Source organism: uncultured Anaerofustis sp., assembly GCF_938029165.1.
Lineage (GTDB): Bacteria > Bacillota > Clostridia > Eubacteriales > Anaerofustaceae > Anaerofustis.
The window spans coordinates 187458-209347 of the sequence record NZ_CALHFB010000039.1; the positions used below are offsets into that span (position 1 = coordinate 187458).

At 32.7% G+C, this 21890-nt stretch carries 26 protein-coding genes; 5 read left to right on the forward strand and 21 right to left on the reverse strand.

The genetic code is table 11. The features are described from left to right. Positions 1–86: 86 nt before the first annotated feature. Together Q0516_RS05650 and Q0516_RS05655 are read left to right on the forward strand one after the other, a co-directional pair. Positions 87–1385, forward strand: a complete 1299-nt coding sequence (locus Q0516_RS05650; RefSeq protein WP_294464135.1) for an acetyl-CoA hydrolase/transferase C-terminal domain-containing protein — start codon at positions 87–89, stop codon at positions 1383–1385. 200 nt (positions 1386–1585) lie between these two features. Further along, positions 1586–1945 carry a heavy metal-associated domain-containing protein gene (locus Q0516_RS05655; RefSeq protein WP_294464139.1) on the forward strand — a complete coding sequence of 120 codons (360 nt, stop codon included), beginning with the start codon at positions 1586–1588 and terminating at the stop codon, positions 1943–1945. A 39-nt stretch (positions 1946–1984) separates the two neighbouring features. Here the strand turns inward: Q0516_RS05655 and rpoN are convergent, their stop codons facing one another. The 10 genes from rpoN to Q0516_RS05705 all read right to left on the reverse strand — a co-directional run bounded on the left by rpoN (position 1985) and on the right by Q0516_RS05705 (position 11554). Continuing rightward, positions 1985–3301: an RNA polymerase factor sigma-54 gene (gene rpoN, locus Q0516_RS05660; protein ID WP_294464175.1), complete on the reverse strand. Its 1317-nt coding sequence runs from the start codon at positions 3299–3301 to the stop codon at positions 1985–1987. Between the two features lie 91 nt (positions 3302–3392). Further along, positions 3393–4427 (reverse strand): electron transfer flavoprotein subunit alpha/FixB family protein, encoded by a 1035-nt coding sequence (locus Q0516_RS05665; protein ID WP_257480643.1) that lies wholly within the window; start codon positions 4425–4427, stop codon positions 3393–3395. Between the two features lie 25 nt (positions 4428–4452). Next, positions 4453–5235, reverse strand: coding sequence for an electron transfer flavoprotein subunit beta/FixA family protein (locus Q0516_RS05670; protein ID WP_007049988.1), 783 nt, complete (start codon positions 5233–5235; stop codon positions 4453–4455). 24 nt (positions 5236–5259) lie between these two features. Further along, positions 5260–6396 carry an acyl-CoA dehydrogenase gene (locus tag Q0516_RS05675; RefSeq protein WP_257480642.1) on the reverse strand — a complete coding sequence of 379 codons (1137 nt, stop codon included), beginning with the start codon at positions 6394–6396 and terminating at the stop codon, positions 5260–5262. Positions 6397–6411: 15 nt separating this feature from the next. Further along, the gene (locus tag Q0516_RS05680; protein WP_257480641.1) at positions 6412–7248 is read right to left on the reverse strand and encodes a 3-hydroxyacyl-CoA dehydrogenase NAD-binding domain-containing protein; all 837 of its coding nucleotides are present in this window, start codon (positions 7246–7248) and stop codon (positions 6412–6414) included. Positions 7249–7318: 70 nt separating this feature from the next. Continuing rightward, entirely contained in the window at positions 7319–8089 is a 771-nt protein-coding gene (locus Q0516_RS05685; RefSeq protein ID WP_007049991.1) for an enoyl-CoA hydratase-related protein, read from the reverse strand. Positions 8090–8126: 37 nt separating this feature from the next. Then, positions 8127–9311 (reverse strand): acetyl-CoA C-acetyltransferase, encoded by a 1185-nt coding sequence (locus Q0516_RS05690; RefSeq protein ID WP_294464187.1) that lies wholly within the window; start codon positions 9309–9311, stop codon positions 8127–8129. A gap of 224 nt (positions 9312–9535) precedes the next feature. Next, positions 9536–10183 carry a redox-sensing transcriptional repressor Rex gene (locus tag Q0516_RS05695; RefSeq protein ID WP_294464189.1) on the reverse strand — a complete coding sequence of 216 codons (648 nt, stop codon included), beginning with the start codon at positions 10181–10183 and terminating at the stop codon, positions 9536–9538. A gap of 148 nt (positions 10184–10331) precedes the next feature. Further along, positions 10332–10556: a hypothetical protein gene (locus Q0516_RS05700; protein ID WP_007049994.1), complete on the reverse strand. Its 225-nt coding sequence runs from the start codon at positions 10554–10556 to the stop codon at positions 10332–10334. Continuing rightward, positions 10556–11554, reverse strand: coding sequence for a stage II sporulation protein P (locus Q0516_RS05705; RefSeq protein ID WP_294464196.1), 999 nt, complete (start codon positions 11552–11554; stop codon positions 10556–10558). The genes Q0516_RS05700 and Q0516_RS05705 overlap by 1 nt, the downstream gene beginning before the upstream one ends. Positions 11555–11770: 216 nt before the next feature. Here Q0516_RS05705 and Q0516_RS05710 point away from each other — a divergent pair, with 216 nt between their 5' ends. Next, a complete protein-coding gene (locus Q0516_RS05710; protein ID WP_117531622.1) occupies positions 11771–12139 on the forward strand; it encodes a Fur family transcriptional regulator in 369 nt (122 codons plus the stop codon). Positions 12140–12169: 30 nt separating this feature from the next. Here the strand turns inward: Q0516_RS05710 and Q0516_RS05715 are convergent, their stop codons facing one another. The 3 genes from Q0516_RS05715 to Q0516_RS05725 are packed head-to-tail and all read right to left on the reverse strand — an operon-like array spanning position 12170 to position 14705. After that, a complete protein-coding gene (locus Q0516_RS05715) occupies positions 12170–12814 on the reverse strand; it encodes an HAD hydrolase-like protein (RefSeq protein ID WP_294464199.1) in 645 nt (214 codons plus the stop codon). 9 nt (positions 12815–12823) lie between these two features. Then, positions 12824–13471, reverse strand: a complete 648-nt coding sequence (locus tag Q0516_RS05720) for an HAD-IA family hydrolase (RefSeq protein WP_294464202.1) — start codon at positions 13469–13471, stop codon at positions 12824–12826. 16 nt (positions 13472–13487) lie between these two features. Continuing rightward, positions 13488–14705 (reverse strand): S41 family peptidase, encoded by a 1218-nt coding sequence (locus Q0516_RS05725; protein ID WP_294464205.1) that lies wholly within the window; start codon positions 14703–14705, stop codon positions 13488–13490. A gap of 262 nt (positions 14706–14967) precedes the next feature. Here Q0516_RS05725 and Q0516_RS05730 point away from each other — a divergent pair, with 262 nt between their 5' ends. Next, positions 14968–16260 (forward strand): NAD(P)H-dependent oxidoreductase, encoded by a 1293-nt coding sequence (locus Q0516_RS05730; protein WP_294464207.1) that lies wholly within the window; start codon positions 14968–14970, stop codon positions 16258–16260. A 146-nt stretch (positions 16261–16406) separates the two neighbouring features. Next, positions 16407–16808: a helix-turn-helix transcriptional regulator gene (locus tag Q0516_RS05735; protein WP_257480632.1), complete on the forward strand. Its 402-nt coding sequence runs from the start codon at positions 16407–16409 to the stop codon at positions 16806–16808. Between the two features lie 39 nt (positions 16809–16847). Here Q0516_RS05735 and Q0516_RS05740 read toward each other — a convergent pair whose 3' ends face one another. From Q0516_RS05740 to Q0516_RS05775, 8 genes are all read right to left on the reverse strand, one after another. Continuing rightward, a complete protein-coding gene (locus Q0516_RS05740; protein WP_294464214.1) occupies positions 16848–17297 on the reverse strand; it encodes an Hsp20/alpha crystallin family protein in 450 nt (149 codons plus the stop codon). Between the two features lie 241 nt (positions 17298–17538). Beyond that, entirely contained in the window at positions 17539–17901 is a 363-nt protein-coding gene (locus Q0516_RS05745; RefSeq protein ID WP_294464216.1) for a DUF4180 domain-containing protein, read from the reverse strand. A gap of 152 nt (positions 17902–18053) precedes the next feature. Beyond that, on the reverse strand, positions 18054–18692 hold the full coding sequence (locus Q0516_RS05750; RefSeq protein WP_294464218.1) for an ABC-2 transporter permease: 639 nt from the start codon (positions 18690–18692) through the stop codon (positions 18054–18056). Next, on the reverse strand, positions 18693–19535 hold the full coding sequence (locus Q0516_RS05755) for an ABC transporter ATP-binding protein (protein WP_294464221.1): 843 nt from the start codon (positions 19533–19535) through the stop codon (positions 18693–18695). Between the two features lie 2 nt (positions 19536–19537). Further along, the gene (locus tag Q0516_RS05760; RefSeq protein WP_257480627.1) at positions 19538–19909 is read right to left on the reverse strand and encodes a GntR family transcriptional regulator; all 372 of its coding nucleotides are present in this window, start codon (positions 19907–19909) and stop codon (positions 19538–19540) included. A 97-nt stretch (positions 19910–20006) separates the two neighbouring features. Then, positions 20007–20765: an ABC transporter permease gene (locus Q0516_RS05765; protein ID WP_257480626.1), complete on the reverse strand. Its 759-nt coding sequence runs from the start codon at positions 20763–20765 to the stop codon at positions 20007–20009. Further along, the gene (locus tag Q0516_RS05770; RefSeq protein WP_257480625.1) at positions 20762–21679 is read right to left on the reverse strand and encodes an ABC transporter ATP-binding protein; all 918 of its coding nucleotides are present in this window, start codon (positions 21677–21679) and stop codon (positions 20762–20764) included. Before Q0516_RS05770 ends, Q0516_RS05765 begins: the two co-directional genes overlap by 4 nt. After that, positions 21680–21889: a PLD nuclease N-terminal domain-containing protein gene (locus Q0516_RS05775; protein ID WP_257480624.1), complete on the reverse strand. Its 210-nt coding sequence runs from the start codon at positions 21887–21889 to the stop codon at positions 21680–21682. Between the last annotated feature and the right edge of the window lies 1 nt (position 21890).

Sequence of the window (21890 nt, forward strand, 5' to 3'; positions counted from 1 at the left end):
TTTTCTTTAAATGGGCACTGCTTTGATTTATTTAACCTCAATATCTTATGTCAAAGCAGTGCAATATTTTTATTAAGGAGAGAAAAATGGATTTAAAACAAATATATAACTCTAAAATCAAAAGCGGAGATGAAGCTGTTAAATTTATAAAATCCGGAAATAGAGTAGTGATTGCCCATGCAGTCGGAGAGCCTGTTTACGTAGTAGATAAAATGGTTGAACATCACAAAGATTATAAAGACGTAGAGATCGTTCAGCTGGTTCCTATGGGACATTCTCTATATGCAAAGGAAGAAATGAAAGAACACTTCAGACTAAATGCATTTTTTCTAGGTGGAAATACAAGAAATGCAGTATATGAAGGAAGAGGAGATTTTACTCCATGCTTCTTTTATCAAATACCTCAGTTATTTAGAACAAGCTTACCTATTGATGTAGCCTTGGTTACGGTATCGCCTCCCGATGAAAACGGATTTTGCAGTTTTGGAACTTCATGTGACTATACAAAACCGGCAGCAGAAGCTGCCAAACTTGTAATTGCACAAGTAAATAAAAAAATGCCGAGAACTCTTGGAGACGGATTTATACATATAAATGACATTGATGTAATAGTCGAACACGATGAACAAGTTCCCGAACTTCCAAATCCTAAAATTACGGATGTGGAAATGAAAATCGGTGAGAACTGTGCTAAACTTATTAATGACGGTGATACACTTCAGCTCGGTATAGGGGCAATACCGGATGCAGTACTAAAATTTCTTACTCATAAAAAAGACCTCGGAATTCATTCGGAAATGATTTCTGACGGAGTCATGGAACTATATGAAATGGGAGTAATAAACTGTAAAAAGAAAAATTTACATAAAGGAAAAATGGTCGTTGCATTTTTAATGGGAACACAAAAACTATACGAATTTGTCCATGACAATCCGGCCATAAGCATGATGGATATCGAATATGTAAATAATCCTATAGTAATAGGTCAAAATGATAATATGGTTTCTGTTAACTCTGCTCTTCAAGTAGATTTAATGGGACAAGTCTGTGCGGAAGCAATGGGACTTAAACAATTCAGCGGTATAGGCGGACAAGTAGACTTCATAAGAGGTGCAGCTTTTTCAAAAGGCGGGAAATCAATACTGGCATTCCCTTCTACTGCCAAAAAAGGGACTATATCCAAAATAGTTCCATTCCTTACAGAAGGAAGTGCGGTAACGACCTCAAGAACAGATGTCGATTATATCGTTACAGAACATGGTATAGCACATTTAAAAGGACAAACATTAAAAGAAAGAGCAAGAAGACTTATAAATATCGCAGACCCTAATTTTAGGGATGAATTAATAATTGAATTTGCAAAAAGATTTAAAGAAAACTTCTAATATTATATAAAATAAAGTACCGACGTAAAGTAGGTGCTTTATTTTATTGACAAATTACATTGGAAGGAATTCAATTACATTAATAATACCAAATATTATTTACTTCTATAATAATTTTTAAGTATATATAAAACTATAACAAAAATTATAATTTATCCATATTATATTAATAAATGGATAAAAAGGTAAGGTAATTATCAATGATACGATTTATTATATTCGTTATTTTAATACTATCAGGTATAGTATTTATAAAAAATTACGCAATAAAACTTACATCAGAATGTACTGATAACAAGTATGAGATGATAAAAAAAGTAGAAGTAAAAGATAAAAATAAAAATAATTATAAATACGAAAGGCTTATTAAAATTAAAAGTATATCTTGCAGAAATGATGCAATTAGACTCGAAAATAAATTTAATGAAATGGATGGTATATGGGCTAAGGTGAATCTTTATAATAATTCAATAGATATCTTAATGAAAGAAGAGATTGACGAACCAATTATAAAAAAAATTATAACCGATGAAGGATACATAGTAACAAAAATTATATAAATATAAAAAGGAAGTAATATTTTATTAATTTACTTCCTTTTATTCTCTCCTATTATATGAAGTTGGGATATTTAATTCTTTCCTATATTTACTTACAGTCCTTCTGGAAATAGTTATATTTTTGTTATTTAATATATTAACGATCTCATCATCACTGTAAGGCTTTTTCTTATTTTCCTCATATATTATCTCTTTTATCTTCTGTTTTACATCCTCTGAAGTTAGGTCAATATTCCCACCATAAGAATTATAAGAAGAAAACAAATTTCTCATGTTTACAATCCCAATAGGAGTACTTATATACTTGTTTTTCACAGCTCTGCTCACAGTTGAAACATTCATATCAATTTCATCCGCAATTTCACTTAAAGTCATCGACATGATTTTCCCATTTCCTCGGAAATATTTTTCTTGTCTGCTTATTACGACTTTTGTAATATTTAAAATCGTATTCCTTCTCTGCTCTATACAATTTAAAATAAATCTGCATTTAGATAATTTTTCTTTAAAATACTCTTTTAATTCTTTATCTTCACTGATATCAATAAGCTTTAAATAATAATCACTGATATAATAATTATTTATCCAGTTATCGTTTAATTCTATATTCCAATTATTATTTTCATAAGTTATTATAATATCAGGATTTATATAATCAGGTTTTGAAAGTTTTATATTCATAAGCGGTTTTGGATTTAAACACTTTATCGCATAAATATATTTTCTGACTTCCAATCTGCTAAGTTTTAGTTCTTTGGAAATTTTACTTACATTATCCACAGACACTTCATTCAAATAATTACTAATAATTGTTTCTACATTTTTGTCATATATATTATTTTTCTTTACCTGAACAAGTAAACATTCTTTTAAATCCCTGGAAAATATTCCATAAGGCTCTAATTCTTTTAAAATATTAAAACATTTATTTATTTCATCAACTTTATATCCGGAAATTACAGCTATCTCTTTTAAATCGTAATTAAAATATCCGTTATCATCAAGACAATCGATTAAAAATTCCATAATTTTTAATTCTCTTTTAGAATAATCATTAAAGTTCAATTGATATAATATCAAATGTTTAATATCAATTTCATCAGTGTTTTCAGTTTCCAGATAATTTATATTTTCTTTGGAATGCTGCCTGGTACTGGGGATATCCATATTTTTTATATCAAAAGTGATATCATCATTATTCTCACTTTTAGTCTCAAGAAGAGGATTTTCAAGATATTCCTTATATAAAAATTCACTCAACTCCAAATTATCCATACTTAAAAGACTTAGTGACATTACCTGAGCCTGAGATAATACCTGTACCTGAGATATATTATGTTCTTGTTTTATATCCATATATCCTCCATTATGAAAAAGGAGCATCCTAAGATACCCCTCTTTTCCTGAAAAGTATTTCTACTTTTCATTATATGATTTTATGATTATATTAAGCGTTTTTAATAGCTTCTGTTAATAATGGAACTATTTTATTTAAATCGCCAACTACACCATAATCAGCAAAGCTGAAAATAGGAGCAGATTCATCTTTATTTATCGCAATGATAAGATCAGATTCTTCCATACCTGCAGCATGTTGAATAGCACCTGAAATACCGATAGCAAAGTAAACGTTAGGTCTAACTGTTTTACCTGTTTGACCTACTTGGATATCTTTAGCTACCCAACCTGCGTCAACACAAGCTCTTGAAGCAGAAACTTCACCGCCGATAGCTTCAGCTAAATCTTCCAATAACTTGAAGTTTTCAGCACTGCCAACACCACGTCCGCCTGATACTAAAATCTTAGCTTCAGAAATATCAACTTTATCTTTTACAGCTTTAACAACTTCTAATACTTCTACGCATTTGTTGTTTTTAGCAAAGTCAACTTTTACTTCTTCTACGTTAGCTTTTACATCTTTTGGTTCGATTTTTTGCATAACGCCAGGTCTTACTGTAGCCATTTGTGGTTTGTTATCAGGACAAACGATTGTTGCCATTAAGTTACCACCGAATGCAGGTCTTGTAGCGTTTAAGAAAAGTTTACCTTCGTAACCTTTGTTTACGTTACCTAGTGCATTTTTAAATTCATCGATTTCAAGAACTGTACAGTCAGCTGTTAAGCCTGTAGCAACTCTTGCAGATACTCTAGGAGCTAAATCTCTACCGATTGCTGTAGCACCGTAAAGTACGATGTCAGGTTTGTAATTTTTAATTATTTCATCCATAGCGTGTGCATATGGTTCAGTTGTATATGTTTCTAAAGCAGGATCATCTACTACTAATACTTTATCTGCACCATATTTAGCTAATTCGTCAGCTAATCCTTTTACGTCTTTACCTAAAAGAACAGCTGTAACGTCTGTTTTTAAAGCAGCAGCAAGCTTTGTAGCTTCACTTGTTAATTCTAAAGCAACATTGTTGATTACACCATCAACTTGTTGCGCGAAGACAAATACGCCTTTATATTCTTCAAAACTCATTATTTCAATTTCCTTTCCTAATTAATTAGATAATATGTTTTTCCTTTAATTTTCCTACAAGGTATTCAGAAGCTGCATCAGCATCTAATTCAACCTTTTCACCTGCAGCTTTAACAGCTTTAGGGAATGATTTAGCAACGTTTGTAGGAGAACCGGCTTTACCGATTTTTTCATCTTCAATATCAACATCTTTTCTTGTAATGATTTGGATGTCTTTCTTGAATGCATCAAAAATTCCGCCCGGTGTCATATATCTTGCTTTGTTTAAATCGCCAAGAGCTGTGATTAGGCAAGGCATTTGAGCTTTTTCTACATGATAACCGTCATCGTATTGTCTTTCAACTGTGATGCTGTCATCTGTTACTTCAACAACTTTTTGAACATAAGAAATGTTAGGGATATCTAAATGTTCCGCAATTTGTGGTCCAACCTGAGCTGTATCACCGTCGATAGCTTGTCTACCGGCAATGATTAAATCGTAATCCAATGTTTTGATAGCAGCAGCTAATGTATTTGATGTTGCAAGAGTATCAGCTCCACCGAATGGTCTGTCTGTTACTAATACACCTTTATCAGCTCCCATAGCAAAAGCTTCTCTTAAGATTTCTTCTGCAGCAGGAAGACCCATTGTAATAACAGTTACTTCTGCGCCAGTTTTATCTTTGATTTGAAGTGCAGCTTCAAGACCGGCTTTATCGTCTGGGTTCATGATAGCAGGAACGCCTTCTCTGATTAGAGTACCTGTTTTTTGATCAATTCTAACTTCATTTGTATCTGGAACTTGCTTAGCGCAAACTACAATTTTCACTATACTTCTCTCCTTTTCCTCTTATTATAATAAGCTTCCTGAGATTACCATTCTTTGTACTTCTGAAGTACCTTCATAGATTTCAGTAATCTTAGCGTCTCTCATCATACGTTCAACGTCATATTCTCTTGTGTAACCATATCCACCGTGAAGTTGAACAGCTTTAGTAGTAACATCCATAGCAACTTCAGCAGCATATAATTTAGCCATAGCAGCTTCAACAGAGAATCTCTTTTGAGTATCCTTAGCAATAGCAGCTTTGTATACTAACATTCTAGCAGCTTCTACTTGTGTTGCCATATCAGCAATTTGGAATTGTGTATTTTGGAATTTAGCGATAGGTCTTCCGAATTGTTTTCTTTCTTTAACGAATTCGATTGTAGCATCTAAAGCACCTTGAGCTAAACCAAGAGCCTGACATGCAATACCGATTCTACCGCCATCAAGAGTTTGCATAGCAATACCAAATCCTCTACCTTCTTGACCAAGAAGGTTTTCTTTAGGAATTCTGCAATCTGTAAAGATTAATTCATATGTAGAAGAACCTCTGATACCCATTTTCTTTTCTTTTGTACCAAAAGTGAAACCAGGTGTTCCCTTTTCTACGATAAATGCAGAGATACCTTTTGTACCTTTAGACTTATCAGTCATTGCAAATATTACATATGTATCAGCTTCTTTACCGTTTGTGATAAAGATTTTTGATCCGTTAAGTACATATTCATCTCCGTCTAAAACGGCTTTTGTTTGTTGCCCTGATGCGTCTGTACCTGCGTTTGGTTCAGTTAAACCGAATGCACCAAGTTTTTCGCCACTGATAAGTGGTCTTAAATATTTTTCTTTTTGTTCCGGTGTACCAAATTTTTCGATCGGACCAGCACCTAATGATGTATGTGCTGAAACGATAACGCCTGTAGTACCGCATACTCTTGATAATTCTTCAACACATATAGCATATGTTAGAGAGTCACAGCCTTGTCCGCCGTATTCTTTAGGCATAGGAATTCCAAGGAATCCTAATTTTTGCATTTTTGCAACAGTTTCACTAGGGAAAACTTCTGTTTCATCTACCTCTTGAGCTAGAGGTTTTACTTCTGTTTCAGCGAATTCTCTGAAAAGAGTTCTCGCCATTTCATGCTCTTTACTTAATGTAAAATCCATTTGTTTTGAATCCTCCTATTTATAATCATAAAATCCTTTGCCAGATTTTTGACCTAATTGACCGCCACGTACCATTTTCTTAAGTAATGTGTGTGGACGATATTTAGGGTCACCAGTTTCAGTGAAAAGTACATTCATAATTGCTAAGCAAATATCAAGGCCAATCATATCACCTAATGCTAAAGGTCCCATTGGATGGTTAGCACCAAGTTTCATAGCCGCGTCAATACCTTCTACACTGGCAACGCCTTCAGCGTAAATACCGATAGCTTCATTAATCATAGGAATTAAGATTCTGTTTACTACAAAGCCAGGAGCTTCAGCAACTTCTACCGGAGTTTTACCGATTTCTTCAGAAATTTTCTTAATTTTATCCACTGTTTCAGCCGGAGTATTTAAACCTGCGATAACTTCTACCAATTTCATTACAGGAGCTGGATTGAAGAAGTGCATACCGATGATTGGTCTGTTTACACCTGCTCCAATTTCTGTAACAGAAAGTGATGAAGTGTTTGTAGCGAAGATACAATCTTCTTTACAAATTTTATCTAATTCTTTGAATGTGTCTTGTTTGATAGACATAACTTCAAGTACAGCTTCTACGATCAAATCGCAGTCACCGCAAATATCTTTAACACCTGTTGTGATTTTTCCTAAGATTTCGTCAGCTTTGGCTTGTTCCATCTTGCCTCTTGCTACTCTTTTGTTTAAACCTGTTTCGATTCTTTTTTTACCGTTTGCTGCAAATTCTTCATTAATATCACATAAGCAAACTTCATAACCTTCTGTTTGTGCGAATGCTTGAGCAATACCTGAACCCATTGCGCCAGCACCAATAATACCTACTTTCATTCTTATCCTCCGTATTAATTATTATTTATAGTCTAGGAATGATCCTAGACTATTTTTACTTATTTATAAACTATTTGTTTTGGAATTCTGCTTTACCTTTTTCAAGGAATGCTTTCATACCGGCTTTTTGATCTTCACTGTTGAAGCAATCGCCGAATAATTTTTCTTCAACTACTATAGCTTGATCCATATCTACTTGTAGACCGTCGTTCATAGCCTTTTTACAGTTTCTTACTGCAATAGGAGCTTGTTTTGCGATCTTTCCTGCTAATTTCATAGCTGCAGGCATCAATTCTTCAGGTGAGTAAACAGCGTTTACTAAACCTACTTCTAAAGCTTTATCAGCTTTGATGTTATATCCCGCATATACTAATTCTTTAGCCATACCGATACCGATTATTCTGCCGAGTCTTTGTGTTCCGCCAAATCCCGGTGTGATACCAAGACCTACTTCAGGCTGACCGAATACAGCTTTATCAGAACAAATTCTTATATCGCAGCTCATTGCCAATTCATTTCCGCCGCCAAGTGCAAAACCGTTGATTGCTGCAATAACCGGAAGTGGGAATGTTTCAATCTTTCTAAAAATATCATTACCGAATTTACCGAAAGCTTCGCCTTCTTCCGCTGTCATTGTGCTCATAGCTCCAATATCAGCGCCTGCAACAAATGATTTACCTGCACCTGTTACAACTACTGCTCTTGTAGTATCTAAATCAATAGCGTCAAATGCAGCTTCCAAATCTTTTAATACTTCTTCATTTAAAGCATTTAAAGCTTTTGGACGATCAATAGTAACGATACCTACAAAACCTTCTTGTTCATACTTAACAAAACCCATTATTTAATATCTCCTTAAAATTAATTACTAATTTAAATTAGTCTCTTTCAACGATAGTAGCACAACCCATACCACCACCGATACAAAGTGTAGCTAAACCTTTTTTAGCATCTTGTTTTTGCATTTCATGTAATAATGTTACAAGGATACGACAACCTGAAGCACCAACAGGATGACCAAGAGCTATAGCTCCGCCGTTAACATTTAATTTAGATAAATCAAATCCTAAATCTTTACCAACAGCAACTGATTGAGCAGCAAAAGCTTCGTTAGCTTCGATTAAATCGAAGTCTTCAACTTTCATGCCGGTTTTAGCTAAAACTTTCTTTGTTGCAGCAACAGGTCCGATACCCATGATTGTTGGGTCAACACCTGCAAGTGCACCTGCAGTCCATGTAGCCATAGGTGTAACACCTAATTCTTTAGCTTTTTCTTCGCTCATAACAACTATTGCAGCTGCTCCGTCATTAATACCTGAAGCGTTACCTGCTGTAACTTTTCCGTCTTTATTGATTGGTCTAAGTTTAGCTAATGTTTCAGGAGTTGTTCCGGGACGAGGTCCTTCATCTTTATTAAATATGATTGTTTCTTTTCTCTTTTTAACTTCTACAGGAACGATTTCATCATCGAATTTTCCTGCTTCTTGTGCTGCAACTGCTTTTTGTTGACTAGCTGCTGCAAATTCATCTAATTCTTCTCTTGAAAGATTCCATCTTTCATCAACACAAATATTATCTGCTGTTTGAATCATGTGATATCCGTTGAATGCATCCCATAATGCATCATTAACCATTGTATCAACTAATGTTGCATTATTCATTCTATGTCCGTAACGACCGTTCATATCAGCATATGGAGCCATTGACATGTTTTCCATACCGCCGGCTACTACGATATCAGCATCACCTGCATTAATCATTTGAGCAGCCATGTTTACACAGTTAAGACCTGAACCGCAAACTACATTGATTGTAACAGCAGGTACTTCGATAGGTAAACCTGCATCGATAGACGCTTGTCTTGCTACGTTTTGACCTAAACCAGCTTGGATTACGCAACCCATATATACTTGATCAACTTGGTCAGCCGGTACATTCGCTCTTTTTAAAGCTTCTTTGATTACGATTGAACCTAATTTTCTGGCAGGAGTCGTACTTAAAGTCCCACCCATTGTACCAATTGCAGTACGGCAAGCGCCTGCTAAAACTACTTTTTTTGCCATATTTTTTCCTCCTAAAATAAAACCTTTTTTTATCATAGCAAAGGCAAGGCTATGAACTTATATATATAAGCCGGTGTATTACCAAACTTTTATAAACAATAAATTACCAAACCCTTTATAAATAAAGGATTTTATTTGGTATTATATATAATAATTATATAATAATACCTAAAACATTACAATGAATATTTAATAATTAATCAATTTAAAAATAATATTGATTATTATTCTTTTTCATTTTTCATCTTTTCTCTAAGATGCATCGATAAAAATGCAAGTGAAGCCGCAGTATTCTCATGCTGGACGAGGATATTATCAGGAACCACCAAATGACAAGGTGCAAAATTCCAAATAGCCAATATCCCGCACTCTACGAGCTTATCACAAGCTTCCTGTGCGTTTTCTGCCGAAACGGTTATAATCCCTATATGTATATTATTTTTCTTACATACTCTATCAAGCATATCGATATGATAAATAGGCTTCCCTTTAAATTTCTTACCGACCACTGCATCATCAACATCGAATGCCGCGACGATTTCAAGCCCATAATCTTCATAACCGTTATAAGATAGAAGCGCTCTTCCCAGCTGCCCCGCACCGATCAGCACTGCCTTATCGGTTTCATCATAACCGAGAAATACTTTGATATCTGAAATAAGAGTATCAACATTATATCCAAGTCTTGGTTTACCGCCGGTAGAACTTATTGCTGCCAAATCTTTTCTTACCTGAACTTCATTGAGCTTTAAGTCGCTTGCAATAGTAGGAGAAGATATATTTTTAACATTTTCTCTTTTTGCCCAGTTCAGATAGTTTAAATAAGAAGGTAATCTCTGTAATGCCTGTTTTGATATAGAGTATTTTTTCATTTTATGTATAGGCTCCCTTCTTATATATCAGTATTTTTTTATCAGTATAATTATACTGATTTATTCAAACTATGTCAACAAAAATAAACTTTATTTTAAAAATAAAAATGGCAAAAAAATGAAATAAAATAGAGGCTTTCACAGGTTATTATTTAGTGAAAACCTCTAAATCGGGAACTTTAAATTCATATCCGAAAACATTTAAAACTTTATCCGTTTCATTATTATTTTCTACAAGCAAATTGGAATTTGTATTTTCATAAGTATCATAGTACATATCGGTTAAATCATACACCAAATATCCGGCAAAAGTGATTATCATAATCAGTAAACAAATCATAATAGGTAAAGATATATTTCTTCTTCTATGCATTATTTACCTTTCATATCTTTTTTTATTACTTCACCGATAACTCGTCCCATAAGTTTAGCAGTATTTTTCGAATCCTGCAGATTATTAAGATTACTGCCTACTTCAAAAAGTATACTATTGCTGCTTAACCACTGGTTGTACCTATAAGGTTCCCTTTTGGTAACCCCGAGACAAATCGAAGGGTACATTTTGTCAAACTGATTATTTACTTTATCGGCAAATTTTAAATTCTTGCCGGAATTTTTATGATCCATACCTAACACTATCATCACCTTAGCAACATTTGTGCTTCCTACTTTTGCTTTATATTTCATATTATTATTTGAAGATGGAAGACCATCTCTATGTATATCAAAGACGTATTTTATACTCGGATTATCTTTTAATATTTTCTCCGCACTCTTTAAAGAATTATCATAAGCGGCGTTATAACTCGGGTAATCATGCTGAGATGTATCGTGAATACTTTCTATACCATATTCATTTTTAAGTACGTCAACCATTTCCTTACCGACCGCAACCATATTTTCATTATTATTCCTTGAACGATACGTCCCTTTATTCGTTTTATCTTTAAAAGATTCAGTGGCATGGGTGTGATATATCAAAACAAGCGGCTTATTTGTCGCTTTATTGTCGGTAGCTGTGCTGTCATTCATCTTCTTCTTGGCTGCTACCAGTTTAGATGTATCATCCTTTGTATCGTTTGTCGTATCCTTTTTTATTTTAACTTCTTCATAGCCTGTCTCATTTAAATGTAAAAAAGGGAGTGCAGATACAAGTATGTTTTTTGTAAAGCCATAAGAACTTCCTTTTTTTTCTTCTTTTGCCGCATTATCATTCATCACCGCAACACTTTGTTTTAAAATATCTTTATATATAGCTGCATTTTTAGTTTTTTCATCTATATGGTTTTTTATACTTATTGGAATAGAAAAATTAAATATAAGTAAACACGCTAAAATAAACGCTTTATTTTTAAAAATTCCACTTAACACTTCGTCACCTTATTTCCTTTTATAGAATAATAAAGCTTTTCCATAAAAAACTTTGTTTATCTGTGTCATGTTATTTTTTTTAATAAAATTTTAATATAATTAATACATAAAAAATAAATTTATATCTATTCCCTATAATAATGCTAAGAAATATATTGTATGCAGAGGTTTGTATATGTTATAATAATATAAACAAAAATAGTGAGGTATATAAATATGACTAAACAAAGAAGGCTTATTTATAGTATCATTACAAATTCCAAAGAACATTTATCAGCAGAAGAAATATATGAATCGGCAAAAAGAGAAATGCCCAATATCGCTATTGGAACGATATATAGAAATTTAAATCTAATGGTCAGAGACGGCGAAATAAGAAAAGTTGAAATACATAACGCTCCGGACAGATTTGATAAAAATATAAATAATCACGACCATCTTATTTGTGATGAATGCGGTAAATTAAAAGATATCGTTATAAAAGATTTTGATAAAATAATAGAAGAGCACTCGGTAGATAACATAACATCATATGACTTAAATATTCATTATGTCTGCCCTGAATGTAACACAAAACAAGAATAAAAAAGACCGATAATCGGTCTTTTTATTCTTTTACAAAACTATATCGAGTATACCAAGCGGCGTATCCGTAATATGAGTAGGGTTACACTTATCGATTTCATCTTTGGAGCCGTATCCGTAAGTAACACCTATAGTATCGAGTCCGTTTTCTACTCCGCCTTCAAGGTCATTATATCTGTCCCCTACCATTACTGCTTCTTTTTTATCTTCTACACCCATATGTTCAAGTGTCATTCTGATAAAGTCGCCTTTTGTACCTCTCGTTTGAGTATAATCATTACCGATAATGATTTCAAAATACTGAGCTAAATCAAAATGTTCAAGCTGTAAAATAGAAGGTTCTTCGGGCTTATTAGTAGCTATCGCCATTTTGATACCATTCTCTTTAAGAGTCTTTAAAAGCTTTGGAATACCTTTGTAAATTTTACATTCATATATTCCCTTTTCTTTGAGTCTCTTCATATGTATTTTCATTGCAGCAGCCCCTTCTTCTTCACTTAAACCATATTTTGTAATAATGGTTCTTGAAAGGGGAGGTCCTAAAAGTTTTCTTATATTATTAATACTTTCATCAATACCGGCTGATTTAAGTGCTTGCTGAAAGCATATACATATTCCTTCATGTGAGTCTAATATTGTTCCGTCTAAATCAAATACTATATATTTATATCCCATAATATCTACCTATCCTAATACAATATCGGCAATATCCAAAGGAGTTTTAGCGATATGAGTAGGATTACATCCTTCGATTTCCTCTACTGATCCATATCCGTAAGTAACACCTATGGTATCAAGTCCATTTTCAACTCCGCCTTCAAGGTCATTATATCTGTCCCCTACCATTACTGCTTCTTTTTTATCCTCTACACCTATAGCGTCCATTGCCATTTTAATAAATTCTGCTTTTGTTCCTCTATTTTGTGCTTCATTATTTCCGACAATAAAATCAAAATAGTCTTTCAATTTTAAATGTTCTAATTGTTTTATGGATATTTCTTCGGGTTTATTGGTTGCTATCGCAATTTTTATACCATTTTCCTTTAACTTATCCAGCATTTCAAACATCCCATCGTAATACTCAGCGTCAAATATACCTTTGGTTTTCAAATATTCAAAATGAAGTTTCATAGCTGCTTTTCCGTCTTCTTCACTAAAACCGTATTTTGTAATGATAGTCTTTGAAAGAGGAGGTCCCAGCAATTTTTTAATGTTTTCCAAGCTTTCTTCCACGCCGTACGCTTTAAGTGCCCCTTGAAATCCCTTGCAGCTTCCAAGCTGTGAATCAACGATTGTTCCGTCCAGATCGAATATTACATATTTGTATCCCATATTCTTGCTCCTTTTATTATTTTATATTTTGTTTTAAATATTTTATAGCGCTTTGTAGTTGATTATCTTCTTTATCAGATAATTGATTTAATGATTTCTTACTATCAAGTTTTACTGTTTCATCAGGCGTAATACCTTTTTTATGAATTTTATGTCCGGAAGGGCTAACGTACTCATCGGAAGTTATGGTAACGCCCGAACCGTCAAGTAGAGATTTCACCTCTTGGATTATTCCTTTTCCGTATGATTTAACGCCCATTATCGTAGCCATTTTATTATCCTGTAATGCACAAGATAAAATTTCCGAAGATGAGGCAGAATTTTCATTTATTAATACAACAATTGGAACTTTAGCATATTCACTCGTCGTATCTTTTACCGTCTGAGTCTTTCCGGATTTGTTCGTCGTAGAAATAATAGTACTGTTTTCTTTTAATAATAAATTAGCTATTTCGGTAGCTTCGTTTACAAGTCCGCCGGGATTATCTCTCAAGTCGATAATAAGACCTTTCATATTCTTATTGGTATAATCATTATAATAATTGGTAAATTGTTTTCCGACTTTATCGGTAAATTCAGTTATTTTTATATAACCCAAATCACCTATCATTTTACCTGAGACCCTCTTCATATCAATATTGTCTCTGGTGATTTCCATAGTTATTTCTTTTTTATCTCTAAGAACGGTAACCGTTACCTTTGTATGTGTTTTACCTCTTAATTTTTTAGAAACATCCGAAGTTGAAGCTTTTGTGGTATCCATATCATCTACTTTTATTATTATATCCCCTGCTTTCATACCCGATTTTTCCGCGGGGGAGCCTTGAAATACAGAATCGACTATTACTTGACTGTTTTCATTATTCATTATTTGTATACCGACACCGGAATAATCACTGTCAAATCCTTCGGTATAAGAAGTAAATTCTTCTTCGGTATAATAAGTGGAGTACGGATCTCCTGTCCCCGCATATAACCCCTTAAACGCATAATCCCATAATTTTTGTTCGTCTAAATTTGTATAGTAATCTTCCTTTAGTAATTTTTCAAGAGAAACCAACTTTGTGATATTCTTAGCACTAGTAATGCTAGGCGTATTTATTAAAACTTTATTCCCTATTGCAAGATTACATGAAGATGTTATTAAAAAAGTAAGCAGATTTGTTACAATCACGATAGCAGCTACAATCGAAATGACGATAATCTTACTTTTATTCTTTTTATTATTTTCCATAAATAAGTTTCCTTTTAATGCTATTTTTTAACTATTATATTATATGTCAATGTCCCTTTAATATCAATATTTATTACAAAAGTTTATTTTTTATAGATAGTGAAATTTTGCTTATTTTAAAAGCATTATCATATATCATATTAATTAGAATTTAATTAAAATTTGTATAATTATAAAATATGGTGTTATAATTATCCTGCTTAAATATGTACAAATTTGAGGGGATTTGTAAAAAGTTTAAGAGGAAAGAGGAAACAAATTTATGCTAGGTATGAATTACAGATTAAAAGAACTGCAAGAAAATAACAAACCTATAAGAGTAGGTATTGTAGGTGCAGGACAAATGGGAAGAGGATTGATAAGTCAGCTTTATAAAATGAAGGGAATGACACCTTCCGTTATTTGTGATATAGATGTAGATAAAGTTTTATACGCATTCACAAAATCAAATATCACAAAAGATGACTACATAATAACAAACAAATTATCACAAGCAAACGACGCTATCAATAAAGGTAAAATCGTTGTCAGCGAGGATAAAAGCATAGCTTCATTCGTAGAAGGCACAGACGCAGTAGTTGACGCTACGGGTTTTACGGATATCGGGGCAGAAATAGCTATAGATACGATAAATAACGGAAAGCATATCGTAATGCTTGACGTTGAAGCAGACGTGGTAGTGGGACCTATACTAAAACAAAAAGCGGATAAAGCAGGTGTTATCTATACAGGAAGTGCCGGAGACGAACCGGGTGCAGTAAAGGAAATGTTTGATTTCTGCGAAGCGTTAGCATTCGATATCAAAGTCATTGGAAAGGGTAAAAACAATGAAGTAGATCACTCATGTACACCTGACAGTATAAGAGATTACGCAATAAGCAGAGGCGTTAGTCCTAAAATGCAGTGTTCATTCTCGGACGGAACAAAAAATATGGTTGAACTTTGCTGTATGGCAAACTCTACAGGGCTCGTTCCGGATGTAAGAGGAGGTCACGGACCAAAGAGCGATATAAAAGAATTGGTTAAAATATTATCTTTAAAAGAAGAAGGTGGTATTTTAAATAATTACGGAGTTGTGGAATGGGTAAACGGAATCGCTCCCGGAGTATTCTGCATAATCTCAACAGACCTTGAATTCGTTCATCACGAACTTCAATATCTAAGAATAGGTGACGGTCCGAACTATGTATTATACAGACCTTATCATTTATGCGGAATGGAAACACCTCTTACAATAGCAAGAGCAGTACTGGACAAAGCAAATACAATAGTTCCTATGAAAGGTTTGGTATGCGAAACGATAACGGTTGCTAAAAAAGACCTTAAGAAAGGTGAAAAAATCGATGGTATCGGCGGATTTTCTACTTATGGTACAATAGATAAAAGAGAAATCGCAAAAGAATTTAATGCTCTTCCCATAGGACTTATAAATTCAAATACGGTTATGGCAAAAGATGTTAAAAAAGGCGAAGTAGTAACATACGATGATGTTATACTCGATGAAGATTCTCTTGTCGTAAAATTAAGACGAGAACAAGATAAGATTTTTGAATAATGACCTTGAGAAATCCTTACAAATAAGGATTTCTTTTTTATAAATAGGAACTAAACCATAGGTTTACCAATTTCTACTTTGTATGGATATCCTTTATTTTAATGATAATTTATAATATAATTAAACAAAGATAAAGGAGCATTAAAATGGACAACGAAATGGGCAGGCTTATAAGCAGTCTGAGAAAAGAAAAAAACATGACTCAACAGGAACTTGCGAATAAATTAAATATAACGGATAAAGCAGTATCAAAATGGGAAAGAGGGCTTTCTTATCCCGATATATCATTGATACCGAAATTATCGGAAATATTGGATATCGACCCCAATAAATTGCTTGGAAGTAACTCAGGAAACGATACTCAAAATGAAATAAAAAAATCAAATATAAAAGATACTATAATGCTTATTTTTAAATGTGTCGGATTTGCACTCTCCGTAGGTACATTTGTACTAAATGTAATGGGTAAAATGAATACCGGAGACAGTATTAAACTTCTAAGTTTATCTCTGATATGTATTGGTATCACCCTTATAAATAAAGAATAATAAAAGGACTGTCAAAGGACAGTCCTTTCTATTTGTATATTATCCCTCGATCGAAATCATTCGTTTTCCTTCTATTTCTTTTACATCTTTCTTAGGGATAACTATTTTTAATATTCCGTCTTCAAATTTAGCACTGATTTCATCTTCCTTGACATCACTTCCCACATAAAAGCTTCTGGCACAGGAACCGCTGTATCGTTCTCTTCTGATGTACTTTCCTTCTTTGTCTTTTTCTTCCTTGTCAAGGTCTTTACTGGCACTGATTGTTAGATATCCGTCTTTTAATTCAGCTGAAATTTGGTCTTTTTTAAAACCCGGTAAATCAATATCTACTTCATAATTATTGTCTTTTTCTCTGACATCGGTCTTCATAAGGTTCTTTTCATGTTTTCCGTATAAAGGATTTTTACCGTCAAAGAAATCTTTTTCTAAAGGAAAGTCCATTAAATCATCAAATAAGCTTTCTGACAAAATTCTAGGTAACATCATAAGTCATTCCTCCTATCATATTAAATGTTTCCCAAATTTTGAACTACTTGGATTTGAATCTTTTTTGAAAGGTCCTCCTCTTTGTTCAAGTATAATATACCACTTTTCTTTAGCACTGTCAAGAGGAGAGTGCTAATTTTAATTAATATTTTTATTATTTTGTATCATTATATTTTATTTTCTAATAAAACGTTACAATTATTACAATATATCTCTTATAATCCATGTTTACGCTTGAAGATTATTCAGTCATCTTTTCAACGGCAGTATTAATATCTTCTAAGAAAAAGAAATTTCTGCCATTGTTGCTCTCATATATAAAATCATTCAAAGCCTTACTTTTGAACTTTGAAAAATCTCCTATTACAGCAAACTTTATATTATAATTGATATATTTTTGAAGTAATTCCCCAAGTATTTTATTCTTCAAATCAAAAAGGATATCATCAACAGCTTCTTTATTTATGATTATATTACTTATTCCCGTCATATTTGAAACTTCCATAGCAAAGTCCAGTCCGGAATCAACATCATTTATAAGTATATCCTCACTTTCGATAACGGAAATATTTTTATTATTCTTGTTTATATTATATATTTTCATATTCTCTCTCCTTTATTATAGTATTTAGATTTTATCATGAGTTAATTTTAAAATCCATACTTTATTGCAAGTTGACTATGGGGCGCGAAATCTCACGCAGTGAGGCGTAGTGCCCCATAAAAAAGACACCTTATTAAGATGTCTTTAAAGTTTTATAATTCTCTTTTTTCATATACTTTTACCGAAATCAAAAATGAAACCATAAGTAAAACCACTGCTGCAATAGGATATACTATATTTGGTATACTGGGAAATATCCTAACAAAGATATCTCCGCTCTCTTCTGCACCGGCAGCCGTAGCTCCGAATATCCCTCCTACTAAAGCACAAAGGATTATCATTGCAAGTCTTCCCTTTTCAGCTCCGAATTTGAATATAATCGGAAAATTTACGGAACTGAATAGTATCGCGACCAATATCATAGGAAGCATAGAAGTAATCATTTCCGGTAACATCGATAAGTTGCCGTCAATAATCAAAAATGTTCCTCCCCTGAGTATTAAATATAATATACTCATAGAAAATATACCAATTAGAGATAATATATACTTGCTTAAAACCATTTCTTTTCTCGTATAAGGCATCGTGATAGCATAACTATCCCACTTGCTTTTTTCATCATAAGCCATAACGGTAATAGGAAGCATTGAGATAAATACTATTGCAAAAGCCAAGAAAAATGTCGAGCTTTCACCCATTATGGATATTATCATATAAATCAAACACAATAAAAGTACAAACCTGCATTGCTTTATAAGCTCATATAAATCTTTAATAATCAGACCTTTCATTTATTTAACCTCCTTAGCCATAAATACAATAATATCTTCAATATTCGGCTTTTCGAGTTTAAAAGCAGGGTTTACCATATCCTTTATAACCAAAGCCTCTACTCCGTAATCTGTTCTTCTCAAACCTTTTATTGCATCTCTATCAACATCGTCGAATTCTGCATTACTGCATTTCAGTATCCTATAATTTTCAAGAAGAATATCCTTTTCTTCCACAAATAATAATTTTCCTTTATGAAGAAATGCTATATAATCACATAACTTTTCAAGGTCGGAAACGATATGTGAAGAAATTAAGATCGAGTGACTTTCGTCTCTTGTAAAATCGTAAAACAAATCCAGTATTTCATCTCTTACTATAGGGTCAAGTCCGCTCGTAGCTTCATCTAAAATTAGTAACTTTGCGTCATGGGAAAGTGCAACAGCGATCATAAGCTTCATTTTCATACCTCTGGAAAAATCCTTAAAACTTTTTTTAAGAGGTAATGAAAATTTATTTATATATTCAAAGAATACTTTTTCATCCCAGTTTTTATAAGTATTTCGCATTATCACATTGACTTGCTTCGCGTTTACACCTTCGGGAAAATGAGCTTCATCCAAAACGACACCGATATCCTCTTTGGTAGCTTTAAAGTTATCTTTATTACTTTTTCCTAAAATGTTGATTTGTCCTTTATCAGCATTTATAGCATTTAATAATAGTTTTATCGTCGTACTCTTCCCTGCACCATTCTCACCAATAAGCCCCATTATATATCCGCTTGGTAAAGCAAGACTTATATCATCCAATTTAAAATCTTTATATTCTTTAGTCAAGTTATTTATTTCAATAGCATTCATTTCTATTCCTCCGCCATAAGCTTAAACATTTCAAATAATTCTTCAGTATCAAGATCACACACCTTTGAAAGTATGATTATCTCTTTGATATATTCTTCTATTTTCTTAAGGTTTTCTTCTTTGATAAGTTTAGTGTTCTTCTTATTAACAAAAGAGCCCTTAGCCTTTAAAGTATAAATATATCCGTCTTTTTCAAGTTCATCATATGCCCTTTTTGTGGTTATTACACTTATCCTTAAATCTTTAGCAAGACTTCTGATAGAAGGAAGAGGATCTCCTTCCTTTACTTTACCCGAGACAATCAAATTCTTGATTTGTGTATAAATTTGTTCATATATTGGTTTATCGTCGACATTACTTATAATTATATCCAATATCCTCACCTCGTTTTCTGTATATATACAGTATATACAGTTATAACAGATATGTCAAGTAAAATATTAAAAAATAAGCCTTTTTTAAGGCTTATTTTTATATTTGTTTTTTATTAAATATAGGTACTGCCGAAATAATAAATACAATGCACATAACAGTTAATGTTATTAAAGCAAATTTAAAATCTCCAACCGATAATTTGTTTTGCAGTAGTGACATATTATCATTGATTAGTTTCAAGGGATTATATCTTTGTATCTTAGGAATTATATTAATAAGGAATAATACCACAGTTACTCCCCCGGTAAACAACAATACACCATAATTGCCATTAAACATACTGCTTGCAAATATCATAACAGATATTATAAATATTCCAAATATATAGTACATCAAAGCAGCATATATAATATTATTTATACTTTCAGGAAAAAGATAAATCGTATAAATATAAGTAACCACAAAATATAGTATATATGAAAAAGTCCACATTATTATCATAGTTAATAATTTAGAAATTATAACATTTGTTCTGCTTAAACCTTTAGTCAGCATATTTATGAGAGTACCGTTACTTATCTCGACAGTCAAAATCCCGGAAAATACAATTACAAAAACTATAAGACACAAAGGCAGATTTTTATAAAACTGCATCCATGAATCAATCGCACCCGGCTCCGGTATCGTCATATTCATTCCTTCAGGCATAAAATTTTCAACAAGCAGCGGAGTCAGTTTAGCAATTACAGGGTTCATCATGGAAAATACCAAGAATACTGCCGCAATTATAAGTATTTTATATGTCCTAAAAAGCTCCAAAAATTCTTTTTTAGTAAAGGCCATAAAACTTTTCATTTTACCACCTCCATAAATAGATTTTCTAAAGTAGGCTCTAATATTTCGATTTTAGCTGGAAGTATATTTTCTTTCCCCAGTTCATAAAGCACATACCTTTGTACTTTATTTATATTATTTGATGAAATTAAAACATTTTTTCCTTCCACATTGATATGCTCTTTATAATTAAGTATCTTTTCAAACATCATAAATTTATCTAAATCAGTTTCTTCTATAAATTCTATGGACAAAACATCTTTTCGTTTACCTTGCTTTAATTTCTCAACTTCACCGCTAAGAGCGATATTGCCTTTATGAAGGATTGCTATACTGTCACATATCTTTTCAACATCGGATAAAATATGTGTTGAAAAGATAACGGTGCTTTTTCCTTTTATCTTTAAGAGAATATCTAATATCTCTTTTCTTCCCACGGGATCAAGTGCAGATGTAGGTTCATCGCAAATCAATAGCTTTGGTTCATTTAATAGTGCCTGAGCTATACCGAGGCGCTGTTTCATTCCCCTCGAAAAACCACCTATTTTTTTATTATTATTTTCCAGTCCTACGAGATTTAATATTTCCTCAATTCTATTCTTTAATATTTTACTATCCATCCCCGTTATTTCGCCGCATAATTTAAGGTATTCCGTAGGTCTCATATATCCGTAAAAAGCGGGGACATCGGGCAAATAACCGATGTATTTATTCGTTTTGGTTTCTCCGTAATAAACTTCTTCTCCGCAAACTTTGATTATCCCGTCATCTTTTTTAAGTAAACCCAAAATCATCTTCATTGTAGTTGTCTTTCCGGCTCCGTTTTCCCCCAAAAAGCCAAAGATTGATCCTTCCTGCACAGAAAAAGATATATTGTCTATTATTTTATTGGAACCAAAACTCTTTGATAAATTTTCTATTATTAAACTATTCATCTATTCGTCACTTCTTCCAAAAACAAAGTAAACCACAGGACCTATTATTTGAATAAATAATACTATAATAACCCAAACAGGTCTGTTTAAAATTTTATAGTTATCATGTCTAAGTACATGCACCAATGCCGTTATCATAAGAACCAATTCTATAATTATAATCGGGATCAAAAATGGTAAATATTCGCCTATATTACTGATTGTATTCATT